We start from the raw sequence: 18002 nt of genomic DNA, 5'->3' as shown, positions 1-18002 counted from the left end.
AAACTCTCCTCTTCTCTTCGTGAAATATCGCCAGCGCAGACGCAGCTGCGCCCAGGTTCTCTCTGCCCGCCTCACCGGTCGAGCAGCAGGCCGATCTCGTGCAGGATCTCGATGCCGCCCATCGCGAGCAGCTTGTCGGCAAGCGATGTGCCGAGCGACTCGGCCTCTGCCGCGCTGCCCACAGCAGTGTCGCGGTAGAGGCGCGCGCCGTCGAGCGAGACGATGACCGCCTCGACATGAAGCCGCTCTCCGGCAGCAGGCACTGCGTAGACGCCGACAGGCACCTGGCAGCCGCCTTCGACGCGGGCCAGGAAGGCGCGCTCCGCCCTGGCACAGGCCACCGTCTCCTCGTCGTTGAGGAAGGCGATGAGATTGCGCACCTCGCCGTCATCCGCGCGCGTCTCGATGGCAAGAGCGCCCTGCCCGACGGCCGGCAGCACCATCTCGCGCGGCAGCACCTCCGTGATGCGGTCCGCAAAGCCGAGGCGCTTGAGGCCTGCCACGGCCAGGATGATCGCGTCGAAGTGCTCGCGCTCAAGCTTCTCCAGGCGCGTGTTGACATTGCCGCGCAGGTCCGAAATATTGAGGTCCGGCCGTGCGTGCAAGAGCTGCGCCTTGCGGCGCAAGCTCGAGGTGCCGACCTTTGCGCCCTGCGGCAGATTCTCGAGCGTCTTGTACACAGGGCTCACCACAGCGTCCCCCGGATCAAATCGCTTCGTGATGGCAGAGATCACGAGGCCCTCCGGCACCTCTGTCGGCATGTCCTTGAGGCTGTGCACCGCGATGTCGATGCCGCCCTCGAGCATCTCCTGCTCGAGCTCTTTCGTGAAGAGCCCCTTGCCGCCGATCTTGGCGAGCGGCGCGTCGAGGATCTTGTCGCCCTTTGTCGTCATGAGCTTCTTCTCGACCCGCAGATCCGGATAGCGCTCCTTCAGGCAGTCTGCCACATAGTCTGCCTGCCAGAGCGCGAGCTTACTGCTTCGCGTCCCGATAACGATTGTGCCGTTCTTCACTCGTTGCCGCCTCCCCTATCGTGTCCAGCTTGAATAAGGCCCGCATGGCCTCGATGTAGAATGACTCCTGCGCTGTGCCCGCCGAAGCATTGAGCTTCATCATCGGCATGCGCAGGATCTTGCGCACGATCATGCGCGTCATGTGCTCGATCTGCCGACGCTCCGATTTCGTGAGGTCCGGCAGCTTCGACGATGCGCGGCGCACCTCGCGCTGGCGGATGCGCTCGCAGCGCTCTGAGAGCAGCGCCATGAGCGGACGGAAGGAGAGGTACTGGAATTTGTCCTCGATGGACTTCACTTCCTCCTCCACGATGGCATGCGCGAGCTTTGCCTCCTGCAGCCGCTCCTCCTTGTGCTCGTCGACGACGGCCTCCAGCGCATCGATGTTGTAGAGCGTCACGCCCTTGATGCCCGCGACCTCCGGATCGACGTCGCGCGGCACGGCGATATCGATGAAGAAGAGCGGCCTGCCCTTGCGCTTCGTCATGAGCTGGCGCGTCTCCCAGGGCTTGACGACGTAATGCGGCGCGCCCGTCGACGTCACGATGACATCGACATCCACCGCCCGCTTCAGCGCACCGTCGAACGGAACGGCCTCGCCGCCGAACTCCGCCGCGAGCTGCTCAGCCCGCTCGATGTGACGGTTTGCCACGTAGATCTTGCGCACGCCGTGTGCGACGAGGTGCTGTGCCGTGAGCTCCGCCATCTTGCCCGCGCCAAAGATCAGCGCATTCGAGGCTGCAAGCGAGCCGAACATCTCCTCGGCAAGCTCGACGGCCGCATAGCTGACGGAAACCGAATTGTAGGCGATGCGCGTCTCCGTGCGCACGCGCTTGCCCGTCGCGATGGCGCGGTGGAAGAGCGTATTGAGCACGGTGCTCGTCGTGCCGGCCTCGCGCGCAATCGCGTACGCCTCCTTGACCTGCGAGAGGATCTGCCCCTCGCCGAGCACGAGCGAATCGAGGCTCGACGCCACGTTGAAGAGATGGCGGATGCATTCCTCGTCGACGAACGAGTAGAGGTACGCGTCGATGTCCTCGTCGTTGCCCGTCAAGTCAAACAGGAACTGCTTGAGCGTCACTGCATCTTCCTCTGCATCGTCGACGACGGCGTACATCTCGCTGCGGTTACAGGTCGAGAGCACGACGGCCTCCGATATCCCCTCGTATTCGTTGAGATTTTCCAGCCCGTTGCGAACGGCCTGCCGGGAAATCGCGAAGTGCTCGCGCACCTCCACAGGCGCCGTCTTATGATTGAGGCCTAAAATCAATAATTGCATGTCGAATCATTACCTCCGCCCGGTTCAGACGACCGGCCTTGACTAATTCCATGATATCCCGCGACAATGCCGCGCGCCAGAATGCCTGACGGTCATCGCTCGTCGGCAGCTTGTCCTTCATCTCCTGACGAATGGCGGCCAGCCTCTCGATCCAGAGGCCGAAGGCCGGCGGGAATGCCTGCTCGAGCTGTTCGCGCAGGCTGCGCGAAAAGGCAGGGCTAAGGCCGCCCGTGCCGATGGTCAGCAGGAAGCGGCCGCGACGGATGCTCGCCGGCACAAAGAAGTCCGAGAGCTCCGGCTCATCGGCCACATTGACGAGCGCACCGGATGCGCGCGCCTCCTCGGCCGCCACGCGGTTGACCGCATGATCATCTGCCGTGCAGAAGACAAGGAACGGGCGCACGCGCTGCAGGAACCCCGTCTCGTACGGCTGGGCCAGCCAGAAGAAACATCCTGTCGACGCCTCCTGATAGAGCAGCCTCGTCAGAGCCGGTGCGATGACAATGAGGTGCGCGCCCGCCTGCAAGAGCACATGTGCCTTCCGCTCGGCAACGCGCCCGCCGCCGATGATCACGCAGACACGCCCTGCGATCTCCATATTGACCGGATACTGCACGCTCATCCCCCCGCCCATAATCTGAACATTCATCAATTACGAATCTCATTCATTTATTGTAATCACCTTCTTATTATAACGGATGTTTATGCAAAAGAAAAGAAGCTCCGAGCAAAAGTCGTCATGACTTTTATCAAAGCTTCTGATTCTGTATCTTATCGTATTATCTGCATCACGTCGAACCGTCGTCGGGGATGACATGCGCGGTCAGGAAGATCATGATCTCAGACTCGGAGCGGCTCTGGCGCACGCTGCGGAAGAACGCGCCGAGGATGGGCAGGTCGCCGAGGAACGGGATCTTCGACAGCGTCCTCGATTCATCGCTGCCGATCAGGCCGCCGATGACCATCGTCTCGCCGTCGCGCAGGCTGACCGTCGTGTCGGCACTGCGGTTCTGGAAGCGGTAGGCCTTGATGTCCTCGACGTAGAGCGGCGAACTGACCTCCGTGTGCACTGTCGCCGTGATGCGGCCGTCCTCGTGGATGCGCGGCGTGCAGCGCAGGATGATGCCGGCCTGGCGGTAGGTGTACGTCGTCGTCGTCGTGCTGTTCGTCACCGACTGCGTCGGCACGGGGACCTCGCCGCCGATGTTGATAAGCGCCTCCCGGCCCTGTACCGTCGTGATATTCGGCCGCGCGAGCATCTTGGCCTTGCCCTGCGTCACGAGCGCCTGTATTGTCGCGCTGTAGTAGAACTCGAACGGCACCCCCTCCGGGCCGCGTCCGAACTGGATGATGCCCGGCACCGTTCCGTCCTGCGTGTGGCGCTTGATCTCCTTTTCCTGCACTTCATGGTCCGTGCCCTTGTGGCGGTACGTCGTCTCGAAGTCTGGATATTGCGGCAGCGATGACCACTGCCACTCGACGCCGAGTTTCTTGGATGCATCCTTTGAGAGCGCCACGACCTTTGCTTCAAGCGATACCTGCTGCGGCTTGCAGTCGAGATGGCGCACGAGTTCCGCCACGCCAGATGCCTCTGCTGCCGTGCCGTAGAACAGCACGGAATTCGTCGCACTGTCGACGAGGACGCGGCGCGCACTGCCGCCCTCGCCTTCCTGCTCCGCATCCGCCCTGCCCGCCGCGCTGCGCAGCGAGAGCTCCGCCGCACGCGCGATGTCAGCGGGGTCGGCATGGCGCACGGGGTAGACGTGCACGCTCCTGAGGCCGTCTGCCCGCGCGGCCGTCGTCACGAGGTACGTCGTGCCCTCCTTGACGAGCACGAGCCCCTTCGAAGCGGCGACCATGCGCAGGAGTTTCGTCGGCTCCTCTGTCACATGGAGCGTCACCGTCCCCGCAACGCTGTCATCAAGCACGATGTTCTCGTGGCCCGCACGCGCCAGCGACATGAGCACGGAGCGCACATCGCCCTCGACGACCTGCATCTCGATGGGTGCGGCCTCCACGCCGCCTGTCAAAAAGCGCCCGAGCAATACCGTGCCGAACATTACCCTCCCTATCCTCTTTGTCCAGTTGACCGTCATCGGCTGCCTCCTTTCCTCTTCTCTTTTACGCATCTTGTGCTAACGCGTCTCTATCCTGTCATCTTGTCCGGCAGCTTCTCCATCCGAATGGAATGAAGCCATTGGCAGCCAGATTTCACCGTCTGGGCCGCAAAGCCGCACACCCGCCCTGCCGATCTCGACGACCTCGTAGCCGAAGAAGTGCTCGCCGACGGCCAGGGATCGGCTCTGCGCGCCGTCCGAGAGGATGACGAGCGGCTCCGCGCCCTGCACGATGCCTCGAAGTGCCAGTACAGGCTCAGGCGCGGAGATGGGCATCTCTGGAGCCGCCTCCGCCCTCATAGACGCTCGGGCGGGCAGCGCGGGCTGCTGCACATTTTGGGCAGATTCCGTCTTCTGCGCGGCTTTCACAGGCGCGGCCGCCGCTTCGCCGCGCTTCTCGTGCCCAGGCGAGAAGGGATTGCGCAGGTCTTCGACTGCCACCTGGCTCTCCATGCCGCGGATCTTCTCGTAGCGCGCGCCATCCCGGCCCTTCTCCGCCCTTGCGGGCGCACTGCCGCTCTCCGCGGCCGTCTCCAGCTGCGGCTGGTCCATCCCATCGGCTGCGCCCTGCCAGAACAGCACCACTGCCAGCAGTACAGCGGCCACAGCTGCAAAGGCAATCTGCTTTGGCGTCACATGCATCAGCATCCCTCCCCTTATATTATTATATTTACATTATTCTGATTTCATTTTATACGAAGAAAGGCTCTGCCAAACGGACAGAGCCTTTCCTGCGCCTTTGACTGCGTCTGTGTACTGCCACAGATAAGCCTCGGGTATGTGCTATGGATTATTTTGCAGCTTTAGCAGCCTTGAGTGCCTGGAGCTTCGGTCCCATGATGCGCTTGTAGGACTCGACGCCCGGCTGGTTGAAGGCATCGACATCTGCGAGTTCGCCCTCATAAGCAACGCTCATCGCGAGCATGTAGAGGAGTTCGCCGAGGTGGTAGGCATTGAGCTCCGGCAGTGCGAAGCATGCGTTGTAGCGCTTGTTCGAAGCGAGTGCATCGGCATTCGACTGGCGGGCAACCTCGAGGGCCTCGCTCATCGTGACGCCGGAGATGTCAGCCAGCTTCTTGGCCTCCGGGAAGACATTCGGGATCTCGATATCATTTGCCCAGTTCTCGATCTTGACAAACTGTACGACCTTGTTGAGCTTGCCTTCCTGATGCTGCTGCGTCTGGGAGTGCATGTCCGTCGTGCCGACAGCAACGAGCGGCGTGCGGCCGTAGCAGACTTCCTTGCCTTCCTTGTTGAACTGCTTGCCGAGGGACTCTGCGAGCAGCTGGATGTACCACTCGGATACGGACTTGAGGTAATCGCCGTACGGCATCATGACCTCGATGTCGCGGCCGTGCTTCTCCGAGGCAGCGAACTTCAGGGCTGCGTTGAGCATAGCCGGATTCTGCCAGATATCATCGTTCTGGCAAGCCTTGTCCATGTCCTTGGCACCGTCGAGGAAGCTCTTGATGTCAAAGCCAACACAGGCAGCCAGCGTCAGACCGACTTCACAGAAGATGGAGAAACGTCCGCCGACGCCATCCGGTACAGCGTACTGCGGCCAGCCCTTCTCGATGGCCAGCTTCTTGAGGAGCGTCTGCTTCTCCATGTTCGGATCTGTGACGGCAACGACTTCAACGTCGATGCCCGGGTACTTCTGCAGGGCATCGTAGATGACCATGAAGTTCGACATCGTGTCGAGCGTGCCGCCGGACTTCGAGATGACGAGCAGCAGGACCTTGAGGTTGCGCTTTTCGTGATACTTGAGGATCTTGGACTCCGTCTCCAGGTGATGGATGAGGTCGCCCGTGCTGCGCGGGTCGATGTTGTTGCCGCTGAAGTAGACCTTCGGGAAGCCATTGCGCTCTTCCTTCGTGAGTTCATTCCAGTATGCGCCGCACTGTACGTCGAAGATGACCTTATCACCGAGGTAGGAGCCGCCGATGCCCAGCGAGACGACGACATCGACATTGTCTTTGACATGGTCCGTCAGTTCCTGCAGGTGCTTCAGCGAGCTCGGGCTGTTGAGATGCCCCTCCTCTACGTACGGCAACTGGGAGAACAGGACTTTCTCCGGTTCGCCATCCTTCGAGAGATGCGCACGGATGAAGCCCGTCTCGCGCATGACCTTCATCGCCTCATGCGCCTTCTTGAGGTCTTCCTCGTAGGATTTGAGGTCCGCTTCCGTGACTTTGCCTTCACCGTAAAGATTGTCGTAGTCGAACGTAAAACCGGATTTCAGCTTTAAACTCATGTTCTAACACTCCTCTTCTTGTTCTGCTGCAGGTTCTCTCACCGCGGCCATTTGCTCAGGAATACGGAAGGGATACCGGCAGCAGATCGCTTATTCCATACGATTCCATTATACCATGTATCCCTTATTCTGTGAACTATTCTCTTCTGTGAAAGTCAGGCTAAGAGAGGCTTGACGGCCTCTGCGAGCTTCTCCTTCTCGGCCTGTGCCTCTGCGAGGTCCTTGCCGAGCGTCGTGAAGTACGTCTTGATCTTCGGCTCCGTGCCGGACGGGCGGACGACGACCGTCGAGCCGTCATCGAGCTTGTAGATCAGCACGTTTGCCTTCGGCAGCCCCGTCTTCTCCGGCTCTGCGTAGTCAATCGTCTCGACGACCTTCTTGCCGGCAAACTCCGTCGGCGGGTTCTGACGCAGGCTGACCATGATGCCCTTCATCTTGTCCATGCCCGAGAGGCCCGGGAACGAGAAGGCATCGACCTTGTTGTAGTAGCGGCCATACTGCTGATAGATCTCTTCAAGGCGCTGCTTGATCGACGAGCCGATGGAGCGGTAATAAGCTGCCATCTCGCAGATCAGCATCGAGGAAACGACGGCATCCTTGTCGCGGACGTACGGGCCGGCGAGGTAGCCGTAGCTCTCCTCGAAGCCGAAGATGAAGCGATCCGTCTCGCCAGCTGCCTCAAGCTGTGCAATCTGGTCGCCGATCCACTTGAAGCCCGTCAGCACGTGGCGGAGCTCCACGCCGTAATGCTCGGCGACCTTGTCAGCAAGAGGCGTCGAGACGATGGACATGACAGCCACCGGGTTCTTCGGCATCGTGCCCTTCTCGATGCGGCCCTGGCAGATGTAGTCGAGCAGCAGGACACCCATCTCGTTGCCCGAGACGAGCTCGTAGCTGCCGTCAGCGCACTTCATCGCGATGCCGACGCGGTCAGCATCTGGGTCCGTCGCGAGCATGAGGTCAGCCTGCTCCTTCTTCGCGAGCTCAAGGCCTTTCTCAAGTGCCGCAAAGATCTCCGGATTCGGATAACTGCAGGTCGTGAAGTAGCCGTTCGGGTACTCCTGCTCCGGCACGATCGTGATGTCCGTGATGCCGATGTCCTTGAGCACGCGCGTGACTGGCACGAGGCCCGTGCCGTTGAGCGGCGAGTAGACGAGCTTGAGGCCAGCCGTCTTCGCGAGGCCCGGGCGGACCTGGCGCGCCTCGATAGCCTTGTAGAAGGCATCTTTGCAGTCCTCGCCGACGAACTGGATCAGGCCCTTCTCGACGCCCTCGGCAAAACTCATGTGTTTTGCGCCCGTCAGCACATCCGTCTTCTGGATGGACGCGTAGACAACAGCGGCCGCATCATCTGTCATCTGGCAGCCGTCCGGGCCGTATGCCTTGTAGCCGTTGTACTGCGCCGGGTTGTGCGAAGCCGTGATCATGATGCCGGCGTTGCAGTGGTAGTAGCGCGTCGCAAAGCTCAGGGCCGGTACCGGCATGAGCTCCTCGTAGAGGCGCACGTGGATGTCATTTGCCGCGAGGACGCCGGCGGCCTCGCGCGCGAAGTTCCAGCCCTTGAGACGGCTGTCGTAGCTGATGGCGACAGTCTGCGTGCCGCCCTGCGTCTTGACCCAGTCGGCAACGCCCTGCGTAGCCTGGCGAACGACCCAGATGTTCATGCGGTTCGTGCCTGCACCAAGCACGCCGCGCAGGCCGGCCGTGCCGAACTCCAAAGCGACGGCGAAGCGGTCCTTGATGGCCTCATCATCACCGGCGATGTCATTGAGTTCCTTGTTCAGATCGAAGTCCACGAGATCGGCAGCTGCCCAGCGTTTGTACTCATCCTGATACATATTGAATCCATCCCTTCCTGAATCCCTTTTCAGCAATCATTGTCATTGTGATGTTTTGATTTATTGTTGTAGTTCTTTTTCGACAGAAATTGCCTGAATCCTGCAAATCCTACAAAAAGGCTCAGGCGAGATGATATTTTTTCTTGAAGCTCCGGTGCGTCCAGTAGAAAGCGATGGCCAGAGGAACGCAGGAGCCGATCCAGGCCATCGGGTTGGCAAGGCAGGCGCCGAGGTAGCCGAGCCAGCCGCAGAGGAAGAGCGCTGCCGCCGTGCGCATCAAGAGCTCCATGATGCCCGCGATCGTCGGCACGACGCTCTGGCCGAGTCCCTGCAGTGTGTAGCGGAAGATGAAGAGGAAGGAGAGGATCCAGTAGCACGAGCCGTTGACAATCAGGTACTCGTGGCCGAAGTCGATGACCTGCTGCGCCCCATCGCCGACAAAGAGGCGCATGAGCGAAGGGCCGAAGAAGATGAGCCCCGCGCCGGCAAGCACGGCAAACGTCACGGACATGTAGCAGCACTTGCGCACGCCCTCGCCGATGCGCTCGAACTTGCGCGCGCCGTAGTTCTGTGCCGTGTAGGCCGACATCGCGATGCCGAACGACATCATCGGCATCATCGCGATGGACTCGATCTTCTGGGCTGCTGCATAGGCCGCAACGGCCGTAGGGCCGAGGTCATTGAGCGCGACCTGCAGGATAACGGCGCCAATCGCGATGATGCTCGACTGGAACCCCATCGGCAGGGCGATGCGCAGGTGTTCCCAGTAGAGCTTGAAGTCCGGACACCAGTCCTCGCGGTGCGCGTGCAGTGCAGGGACCCTGCGCAGGATGAAGGCAAGGCAGAGCAGGTTGCCGCAGACCTGCGAGGCGAGCGTCGCCAGAGCAGCGCCCGGGATGCCCCAGCCGAAGACGAGGATTGCGATCGGCTCGAAGATGATGTTGAGCGTGAGCCCACAGGCGAGCAGCACGGTCGGCGTCTTGCTGTCGCCGAGCGCGCGGATGAGATTCGTCTGCGTCTGGTAGAATACGAAGAGGCCGATGCCTGCGTAGACGAGGCTGATGAAGGAATAGGCCCCGTCGAGGATCTCCGCCGGCGTCTGCATCCAGACTAGGAGCTGGCGGCAGAGCAGCACGCCGACGGTCGTCAGGACGATTGAGGCCAGGAGAGAGAGTACGGCACAGGCCGCAGCGCTTCGGCGCACACCCTCCTCGTCACGCGCGCCGAAGCGCTGGCCCGTGTAGATGGAGAGCCCTGTCGAGAAGCCTATGACGAAGCCGAGCATCAAAAACATCAGGGCGCCCGTGCAGCCGACGGCCGCCAGGGCATTGACGCCGAGGAAGCGGCCGACGATCAAGGTGTCGACAAAGGCGTAGAGCTGCTGGAAGATATTGCCCGCAATCAGCGGCATAGTGAAGAAGAAGATCAGCTTGGCCGGCGATCCTTCTGTCAAGTTCTTTGTCATTCGATATACCTCGTCACAAAGGTGCGCAGTGTCTCCTGCAGCACCGTCACATTGTCTAGGAGCGCCTCTGTCTGCGGGCGCAACTTCGTGTAGTGGAATACAGGATGGTGCGCGACCAGGTAGTCTGTCGGGAACGGCTCGACGGCCACGCCCTGCTTCTGGAAGTTGAGCACCGAGCGCTTCATGTGGAAGGCGCTCGTCACGAGTATCGGGTGCGAGAGGCCGTTCTCGCGCAGGATCTCAGCTGAGAAGCGGGCATTCTGACTCGTGTTGATGCTCTTCGTCTCCGTCAGTATCTTCTCCTCCGGCACGCCGAGGCTCATGAGCACGCGCTTGGCGATCTTCGCCTCCGCGCCCGTGTCCTCGTAGACCTGGCCGCCCGACAGCAGGATCGGCACGCCGAGCTGACGCTGCAGGCGCACGGCCGTCAAGAGGCGGCTCGCAGGGCTTGCGCAGAGCGTCCCCGTGCCGTCGACATCCGGCGTGTCGCTGTAGGCGCCGCCGCCTAGCATGATGATGACATCGCCCGACGCCTGCTCCGGCGGCTGGTAAGCAGATTCCAGCCAGCCCATCGTCTTCTCGGCGACAAAGCCCGTGCAGAGCAGGTAGAAGGCAAAGGTCAGCGCGAACAGGACGGCCGCCGCACGCTTCTCGCCGGGCTTCTTAAAGAGCCACCAGGACAAGACAAAGAGCGCCAGGATGAAGATGCCAGGCGGCAGTACCCAGCTGGCCCCGAATTTCAAGAGATAAACCATATCGCATCCTCCAAAAAAATAAAGCGCAAATCCCATCTTCATAGAGGAATCCCCGCATTTATCTAGAACCTATAAATTGTATATCCATTGTAACAAACTTGCCGCCCTGCGGCAAGGCTCGAACAGCGAAAAGGAGATTTTACCATGGCATTCATTGAACCAGCACCGGGACAGGCAGAAAAAGGCATTGGCACGATCACGATCGTCAAACTCCTGACACCTAAAGAACTCGACGGCAAGTGCGACATGTACGCAAAGGTCATTGTGCCGCCACTCTGCGGCATCGGCGTCCACAAGCACGAGGGCAATACCGAGACGTACCACATCCTCTCCGGCCATGCGCTCTACAACGACAACGGCAAGGAAGTCGAGATTGGTGCCGGTGCGACGACGTTCTGCCCGGACGGCGAGCAGCACGGCATCAAGAACACATCCAAGACAGAAGATCTCGTCTTCATGGCGCTGATCATCCGCAAATGATCGCCTCTATACAGCAAAAATGCGATCCAGCAGAGCTGGACCGCATTTTTTATGTCGTAAAATCAGTTGTTGTGCGAAACCATGTCCTCATTGCGCAGCTTGCCTTCCTTGGCGCGCTGTGCGAATTCAGCCGTCGCCGTGAAGAGCACGTCCGTCGAGCTGTTGAGGGCCGTCTCACAGGCATCCTGGATGACGCCGATGATGAAGCCGACGCCGACGACCTGCATGGCGATGTCATTGCCGATGCCGAACGATGCACAGGCGACAGGGATCAGCAGCAGGGAGCCGCCAGCCACACCCGAGGCGCCGCAGGCACCGACAGTCGAGACGAGGCAGAGAAGGAGTGCCGTCGGCAGGTCGACGCTGATGCCGAGCGTGTGCGCTGCGGCGAGCGAGAGGACGGCAATCGTGATGGCCGCGCCGCTCATGTTGATTGTCGCGCCGAGCGGGATGGAGATCGAGTACGTGTCCTCATCGAGGCCGAGGCGCTCGCAGAGTGCGAGATTGACCGGGATGTTGGCCGCAGAGCTTCTCGTGAAGAAGGCGTAGAGGCCGCTCTCCTTGAGCGTCGTCCAGACGAGCGGATACGGATTGCGGTGAATGTGCAGGTAGACGATCAGCGGATTCATGACCAGTGCGACCGTGAAGAACGCCGCGAGCAGGACGCCGAGGATCTGGACGTAGCCGAGCAGTGCACCGAGACCATTCGTGCCGATGGCATTGGCCACGAGGCCCATGATGCCGAACGGTGCAAAGCGGATGACCCACTGCACGATCTTCGTGACCGTCTTCGCGAAGTCGTTGAGCATGTTCTTCGTCGTGTCACTGGCCGCATGGAGCGCGATGCCAGCCAGGCAGGCCCAGCCGAGGATGCCAATGTAGTTGGCATTGGCCAGCGCGTGAATCGGGTTGTCGACGACCGAAAGAATCAGGTTGTGCAGGACCTCGACGATGCCGGACGGCGGCGCGAGCTGCGCATCGGCAACCTGCAGGTGCAGGACCGTCGGGAACGCAAACGAGTATGCGACGGCAACAAGTGAGGCGCAGAACGTCGCGAAGACGTAGAGACGCACGATTGGCTTCATCGAAGCGCTGGCATCAGAATTCTTCTGAGCCAGAGCATTCATGACGAGCACGAAGACGAGGACCGGTGCGATGCCCTTGAGGGCACGGACGAAGAGATCGCCGAGCACCGAGACGGCCGGCACGGCCTGCGGGGCTGCCAGCGCGATGATGATGCCGAGGATGAGGCCGACGATGATCAGCTTGATCAGTGCAGTCTCCCGGTATTTCTTACCAATCTTATGAAACATATGAATCCCCCTTGATTGCAATTGACGCAGTGAAACGAAATGCGTTTCTCTCAAAAGTACATGTGTTAGTATACACTAAACAGTAGCAGGATGCAATACTTTTCCCTGTAATTTGTGTTTTATACGCGTACTCTGTATCCCAGGAAAATAAAAAGCGTGTACACCTCGCCGAGATGTACACGCTCAGAGGACAAATCCTGTAATGCAATGCTCCATTCATTCTGCGCGGGCTTCCTGCTGCTCCCTCAGGCTCTCGAGCTCGATGAGATAGCGACCGACAGCATCCTGCCAGCGCGGCAGCAACGAGAACCCTGCCTCCGTCAAGCTCCTCTTGCTCATGCGGGAGTTATGCGGCCGCACGGCACGCGTCGGATAGGCAGAGGACGGCACAGGCTCAACGACAACTGGCATGCCGGCCTGGCGGAAGACCTCTGCCGCAAGCTCGGCCCACGAGCAGAATCCCTCGTTCGTCGCATGGTAGACGCCGTAGCGCTCCGTCTGGATCATGTCGGCGAGCAGCACCGAGAGATCGCGCGTGTATGTCGGTGAGCCGACCTGGTCGTCGACGACCGTGAGCTTTGCATGCGACTGGCCAAGGCGCAGCATCGTGCGGATGAAATTCTTGCCGTTGATGCCGAAGACCCACGAGATGCGCACGATGAAGCAGCGCCGGAGTATCGAGCTGACGGCCTCCTCGCCCATGAGCTTCGACTTTCCGTAGACATTCGTCGGTCCCTTTGGAGCATCCGTCTCATACGGCTCCGTGCCATCCCCCGGGAAGACGTAATCCGTGCTGATGTAGACCATCTTCGCGCGGAATTCGCGGCAGAGCTTGGCAAGGTTCGCCGTGCCCGCTGCATTGACGGCCATGCAGGCCGCCTCATCATCCTCCGCCCGGTCCACTGCCGTGTAGGCCGCACAGTGGATGACGCATGTCGGCTTGTAGATGGCCATATAGCGGCGCATCGCCTCCGCATCCGTCAGGGGGAATTCCCGGCTCGACACGCCCTGCACTTCAATGCCTCTATCCTTCAGCTCCAGGACACAATCGTGCCCGAGCTGTCCCGTTACACCCGTGACAAGTACCCTCATCCTCATGAACGCTCCTTCCATTCTTCCAATCTCTCATTCTTTCTTTACGATTCCAGATGGTTTCTTACCCTATTCTTTCCAGAGCGGCTGACTTCCTGCTTCAATTGCACAAAAGTACACAAATTTTCAACTCTCGTCGTTCGAGACTCTTTTTTTGTAGAGCATAAGAGGAAAACGGTAAAAACGCGACGAATAGATAAAAGATAACGAGAGGGATGGCGAAATATCCCGTTCCTCATGCGAGAAGCTTTCAGAAAGAAGGGAGTCTATTTATGGATCCAGCAGTATTGACCCTGATTGTCCTCGGGGTTGCAGCATTTTTCTTCGTGACGGAAATCATCCCGCTTGCCGTTACGGCAATGGGAGCTTCGATTGCCCTCGGCCTGCTCGGCGTGCTGACGCCGAAGCAGGTCTTCTCCGGCCTGTCGAATTCCACCGTCGTACTCTTCGCCGGCATGTTCGTCATCGGCGCCGCGATGTTCCAGACGGGCCTCGCCCAGCGCATCGGCATCACCGTCGTCCATGCCGCAGGCACGGGCGAGAAGCGCCTGATGGCCGCCATCATGATTGTCACGATCATCCTGTCCTCTGTCTCGTCGAACACCGCGACCGTCGCCTGCCTGCTGCCGGTCGTCGTGCAGATCTGCGCCGTCGCGCGCCTCGCCGTCTCGCCGCAGCTCATGGCCCTGGCCGTCGCGGCCAATGTCGGCGGCACCATCACGATGATCGGCACGCCGCCGAACATCCTCATGAGCGCAACGCTCTCCGCCAGCGGCCTGCAGCCCTTTGGCTTCTTTGAATTCGCCTGGATCGGCATCCCGCTCTCGATCGCCGGCGTCATCTACATGCTGACGATTGGCAGGCGGCTCTGCCCGCACGGCCATATCGACAGCAACCTCAGCGACCTGACGTCTGACCTGCCGAAGGATACGCGCAAGATGGCCATCTGTGCCATCATCCTCATCCTCGTCGTCGTCGCCATGGCACTCTCGAAGACGATCAACGTGCCGATGCAGACGGCCGCCATCATCGGCGCACTCGCCTGCGTCATCACGGGCTGCCTCAGCGAGAAGCAGGCATACGGCGGCATCGACTGGACGACCATCTTCCTGTTCGCCGGCATGCTGCCGCTCGCAGAGGCCATGGACAAGACGGGAGCCGGTGCGATGATCGCCAACGGCGTCGTCGGCATCATCGGCAGCAACGCCTCCCCGCTCATCATCGTCATGGCGCTGTTCCTTCTGTCCTGCGGCCTCACGCAGTTCATGTCGAACACGGCCGCCGCAGCGCTGCTCGCCCCGATCGGCATCTCGATTGCCCAGTCGATCGGCGTCTCGCCGTTCCCCGTGCTCATGGCCATCGGCATCGCCGCATCCTGTGCCTTCACGACGCCGGTCGCCACGCCGCCGAACACCCTTATCCTCGGCCCTGGCAAGTTCCACTTCATGGACTATGTCAAGGTCGGCCTGCCGCTCGTCCTCGTCTCGATGATTGTCTGCACGGTCATCATCCCGCTCGTCTGGCCGTTCTGATGCCGGATGTGCACTACCAGCCGAAACAATTCCACCAAAAAGTGAGGTACTTATATGGACAGAGAAGAATTACTGAGCACGCTCAAGAAGCTCGATGAAGAAGTATTTGCCGAATTCCAGGACGAGATCGAGGAGCAGCGCTTCACGATGTCCCTGATCCCGACCGTCAATGCCGAATCACCGTTTGCCGCCTACCTCGAGGGCAGCATCCTCGCCAACGTCAGCACGGATTACCACGGCATCAGCCGCACTGGGCGCTTTGAGCGCATGGCGGTCGAGCGCGCGCTCAAGTGCTTCCATGCGGAACACGCCATCGTACGCCTCGACAGCATCAGCGCCGCCTCGCGCGTCGTCTTCAAGGCGCTCTTGAAATCCGGCAATCCCGTCCTCTCCTTCAATGGCCGCAAACAGGAGCTCTGCCACGGCCTCTCCTACCGCTTCTCCATCTTCGGAGCAGACTGGGAGAACCGCGACATCGACTGGAAGGAACTCGACGAGCAGATTGCACGCCACCAGCCCAAGATCGTGATTTTCTCGCCGACGAGTTTCCCGTTCGCCATCGACACGAAGCGCCTCGCGAAAGTCACGCACGAGGCCGGCGCTCTGCTCTGGGTCGACATCGGCCAGAACGTCGGCCTCGTTGCCGCAGGCCTCATGCCGTCGCCCGTCGCTGACGCCGACGTCGTGACCTTCCCGACGAATGACTCGCTGCAGGGCCCTGAAGGCGCCATCATCCTCTGCAAGAAAGAACTGGCCGAGACGATTGAGCGCTCCGTCATCGACAACGGTCATTCCGCCCTGCACAAGAACCGCCTCGCAGCCCTCGCCGTCTCGTTGCGCGAGGCTTCCGAGCCGTCCTTCCGCCTCTACGGGCAGCAGGTCATCGCCAATGCGCGTGCCCTGAGCAAAGCCCTGCAAGAGAACGGCATCCCCATCTGGGGCGACGGCACAGACTGCCACCTCGTCGTCGCGGCATTGCCCCCAGATGCCGACCCGCAGAAGACCGAGCAGAAGCTGCACCGCGCGGGCTTCATGATCAAGACGGCACGCCTGCCGGATGCAGAGCGCAGGCCCGCACACCCCGTACTGCGCCTCTCCAGCCTCAATCCGACGACGCGTTCCCTGAAGGAAAAGGACATGGAGAAGATTGGCCAGCTCCTCGCCGCCGCCCTCAATGTGGATGACCCAGCCGCACTCGAGGTCATCCGCAAGAAGGTCAGCTCCCTACTCATGGACAAGCCGATTTACTCGGAGGAGTGGGTCGAGAGCATCGCCAACCCCGACATCTTCTTCAACGGAGCCGACGAGATCAGCGTCCGCAACATCGCCTCGAATGAGAAGAAGCACCTCTTCGGGCGCTTGTTCCACTGACAGAGAATCCATACACTGCATGAAAAGAGCGGCCATGGGAAAATTCCCATGGCCGCTTCCTTATGCCTGTTATCCTTCTTTATCGCTTGTATCGCTTTCGTCATCCTCTGCCAGCGGGATGGTCAGGATGAATTTCGTGCCCTTGTCAAGCTCGCTCTCGACGGCAATCTCGATCTCGTGCTGCTCGGCAATCCAGCTCGCGATGGAGAGGCCGAGGCCTGTTCCGCCGATGCTGCCGGCCTTCTTCGTGCGCGCGCTGTCCGCGCGGTAGAAGCGCTCGAAAATCTTGTCCTTGTCCTCCTGCGCGATGCCGATGCCATCATCGGCAAACGTCAGCTCCATGCAGCCCTTCTCTGGCAGGCGGCGAGACGAAACCGCGATATGGCCGCCTGCCGGCGTGTACTTGACCGCGTTCTCGAGAAAGATGCGCATCATCTGGCGCATCGTGGCCGGGTCCGCGTAGATGATGCCCGGCTCATTGACCGCGATCTGCACAGTGTGCTCCTTGGCAACGAGCTTCATCTTGCGGACGGCGTCGTCGACGAGCTCGTCGAGGTGGACGAAATCCTTGTGCAGGATCTGGCGCTTCTGGTCGGCGCGCGCAAGGAACAGCAGCTTCTCGATGAGGTCCTGCATATCCTCAGCCTCCGAGCGGATCGAGGTGATGCCCTCCTCGAGGATCTTCGCATCGGATCTGCCCCAGCGCGCGAGCAGGTCGGAGTAGCCGAGAATGACCGTCACCGGTGTCCGGAGCTCATGTGAGGCATCCGAGACGAAGCGCTGCTGCTGATTGAAGCCGCGCTCCAAGCGGTCGAGCATGTGGTTGAACGTCAGGGCGAGCTCTGACAGCTCGTCCTGCGCCGGCGGCACCTCAATGCGCTTGTCCATGCGCTCCACCTCTATCTTGCGCGCCGTCTGCGTGAGGTTCCGGATGGGCTGGAGTATCCTGTTGCTCAGGAAATATCCCGCGAGAAGCGCGACGAGCGTGCCCGCGATCGTGATGAGGAACAGCAGGCGCTGGAGTTCCATGAGGAAGTTCTTCTCCGCCGTAATCGTGCGGAAGAAGTGGATCTGATAAATCTGCCCGTGATCGGCTACATCCATTGACGTATAGTACATCATGAAGCGCTTGAACTCGACGACCTCCATGTCCTTGGCCGCCCAGAACGGGGGGTTCTTCACGCGATAATCCTCTACGACCTCAAGAGAAGGATAGTGCGAGTCGTTCTCGTAGATGACACTGCCCGTCAGGTCCGTCACGCGCATCACGACACCGGGCGGGACGAGATCGCCGCGTTTCAGGAATGCCTGCAGGCTGTGCGACGAGGCCAGCCCCTTCTGCACGTTCTGCATCGCGATGTGGATTTCCGTCTCCGCTTCATGGTAGAACGAGAAGTAGATGCCTAGGCCCATGATGGCGCTCGTGAGGAGCAGCACGACGAGCAAGATGGCCGCATAGAGGCAGGTGATCTTCGTCGAGATCTTCATGCGCC

At 60.5% G+C, this 18002-nt stretch carries 15 protein-coding genes; 3 read left to right on the top strand and 12 right to left on the bottom strand.

Translation table 11 applies throughout. The features are described from left to right. Positions 1 to 71 precede the first annotated feature (71 nt). From hemC to B2X55_RS04585, 9 genes are all read right to left on the bottom strand, one after another. Entirely contained in the window at positions 72 to 1013 is a 942-nt protein-coding gene (gene hemC, locus B2X55_RS04625; RefSeq protein ID WP_286821060.1) for a hydroxymethylbilane synthase, read from the bottom strand. Then, positions 973 to 2292: a glutamyl-tRNA reductase gene (gene hemA, locus B2X55_RS04620; RefSeq protein WP_286821059.1), complete on the bottom strand. Its 1320-nt coding sequence runs from the start codon at positions 2290 to 2292 to the stop codon at positions 973 to 975. Before hemA ends, hemC begins: the two co-directional genes overlap by 41 nt. Further along, complete coding sequence (locus tag B2X55_RS04615) at positions 2261 to 2941, bottom strand: precorrin-2 dehydrogenase/sirohydrochlorin ferrochelatase family protein (protein WP_081828426.1); 681 nt, start codon at positions 2939 to 2941, stop codon at positions 2261 to 2263. Before B2X55_RS04615 ends, hemA begins: the two co-directional genes overlap by 32 nt. 139 nt (positions 2942 to 3080) lie before the next feature. Further along, on the bottom strand, positions 3081 to 4352 hold the full coding sequence (locus tag B2X55_RS04610; protein ID WP_286821094.1) for a type II secretion system protein GspD: 1272 nt from the start codon (positions 4350 to 4352) through the stop codon (positions 3081 to 3083). 75 nt (positions 4353 to 4427) lie between these two features. Further along, a complete protein-coding gene (locus B2X55_RS04605) occupies positions 4428 to 5051 on the bottom strand; it encodes a hypothetical protein (RefSeq protein WP_286821057.1) in 624 nt (207 codons plus the stop codon). A gap of 148 nt (positions 5052 to 5199) precedes the next feature. Then, entirely contained in the window at positions 5200 to 6663 is a 1464-nt protein-coding gene (locus B2X55_RS04600) for a glucose-6-phosphate isomerase (protein ID WP_286821056.1), read from the bottom strand. A gap of 155 nt (positions 6664 to 6818) precedes the next feature. Continuing rightward, positions 6819 to 8501: a phospho-sugar mutase gene (locus B2X55_RS04595; protein ID WP_055161031.1), complete on the bottom strand. Its 1683-nt coding sequence runs from the start codon at positions 8499 to 8501 to the stop codon at positions 6819 to 6821. Positions 8502 to 8622: 121 nt separating this feature from the next. Then, positions 8623 to 9966, bottom strand: a complete 1344-nt coding sequence (locus tag B2X55_RS04590; RefSeq protein ID WP_286821053.1) for an MATE family efflux transporter — start codon at positions 9964 to 9966, stop codon at positions 8623 to 8625. Continuing rightward, positions 9963 to 10721, bottom strand: coding sequence for a YdcF family protein (locus B2X55_RS04585; RefSeq protein WP_286821052.1), 759 nt, complete (start codon positions 10719 to 10721; stop codon positions 9963 to 9965). Before B2X55_RS04585 ends, B2X55_RS04590 begins: the two co-directional genes overlap by 4 nt. 144 nt (positions 10722 to 10865) lie before the next feature. Here B2X55_RS04585 and B2X55_RS04580 point away from each other — a divergent pair, with 144 nt between their 5' ends. After that, positions 10866 to 11201 (top strand): cupin domain-containing protein, encoded by a 336-nt coding sequence (locus B2X55_RS04580; protein WP_286821051.1) that lies wholly within the window; start codon positions 10866 to 10868, stop codon positions 11199 to 11201. Positions 11202 to 11263: 62 nt separating this feature from the next. On the opposite strand, the gene sstT is transcribed toward B2X55_RS04580, so the two are convergent. Both sstT and rfbD read right to left on the bottom strand, forming a co-directional pair. Then, complete coding sequence (gene sstT / locus B2X55_RS04575; protein WP_036376237.1) at positions 11264 to 12514, bottom strand: serine/threonine transporter SstT; 1251 nt, start codon at positions 12512 to 12514, stop codon at positions 11264 to 11266. A 216-nt stretch (positions 12515 to 12730) separates the two neighbouring features. Further along, complete coding sequence (rfbD, locus tag B2X55_RS04570; RefSeq protein WP_055161019.1) at positions 12731 to 13606, bottom strand: dTDP-4-dehydrorhamnose reductase; 876 nt, start codon at positions 13604 to 13606, stop codon at positions 12731 to 12733. A 272-nt stretch (positions 13607 to 13878) separates the two neighbouring features. Here rfbD and B2X55_RS04565 point away from each other — a divergent pair, with 272 nt between their 5' ends. Together B2X55_RS04565 and B2X55_RS04560 are read left to right on the top strand one after the other, a co-directional pair. Then, positions 13879 to 15138: an SLC13 family permease gene (locus tag B2X55_RS04565; RefSeq protein ID WP_286821049.1), complete on the top strand. Its 1260-nt coding sequence runs from the start codon at positions 13879 to 13881 to the stop codon at positions 15136 to 15138. 54 nt (positions 15139 to 15192) lie between these two features. Next, complete coding sequence (locus tag B2X55_RS04560; RefSeq protein WP_055161013.1) at positions 15193 to 16509, top strand: hypothetical protein; 1317 nt, start codon at positions 15193 to 15195, stop codon at positions 16507 to 16509. 69 nt (positions 16510 to 16578) lie between these two features. On the opposite strand, the gene B2X55_RS04555 is transcribed toward B2X55_RS04560, so the two are convergent. Next, complete coding sequence (locus B2X55_RS04555; RefSeq protein ID WP_286821093.1) at positions 16579 to 17997, bottom strand: sensor histidine kinase; 1419 nt, start codon at positions 17995 to 17997, stop codon at positions 16579 to 16581. Positions 17998 to 18002: the final 5 nt, after the last annotated feature.

The organism is Mitsuokella sp. UBA4253, assembly GCF_002395285.1.
GTDB lineage: Bacteria > Bacillota > Negativicutes > Selenomonadales > Selenomonadaceae > Mitsuokella > Mitsuokella jalaludinii.
This window is presented reverse-complemented; position numbering and strand designations above follow the sequence as displayed.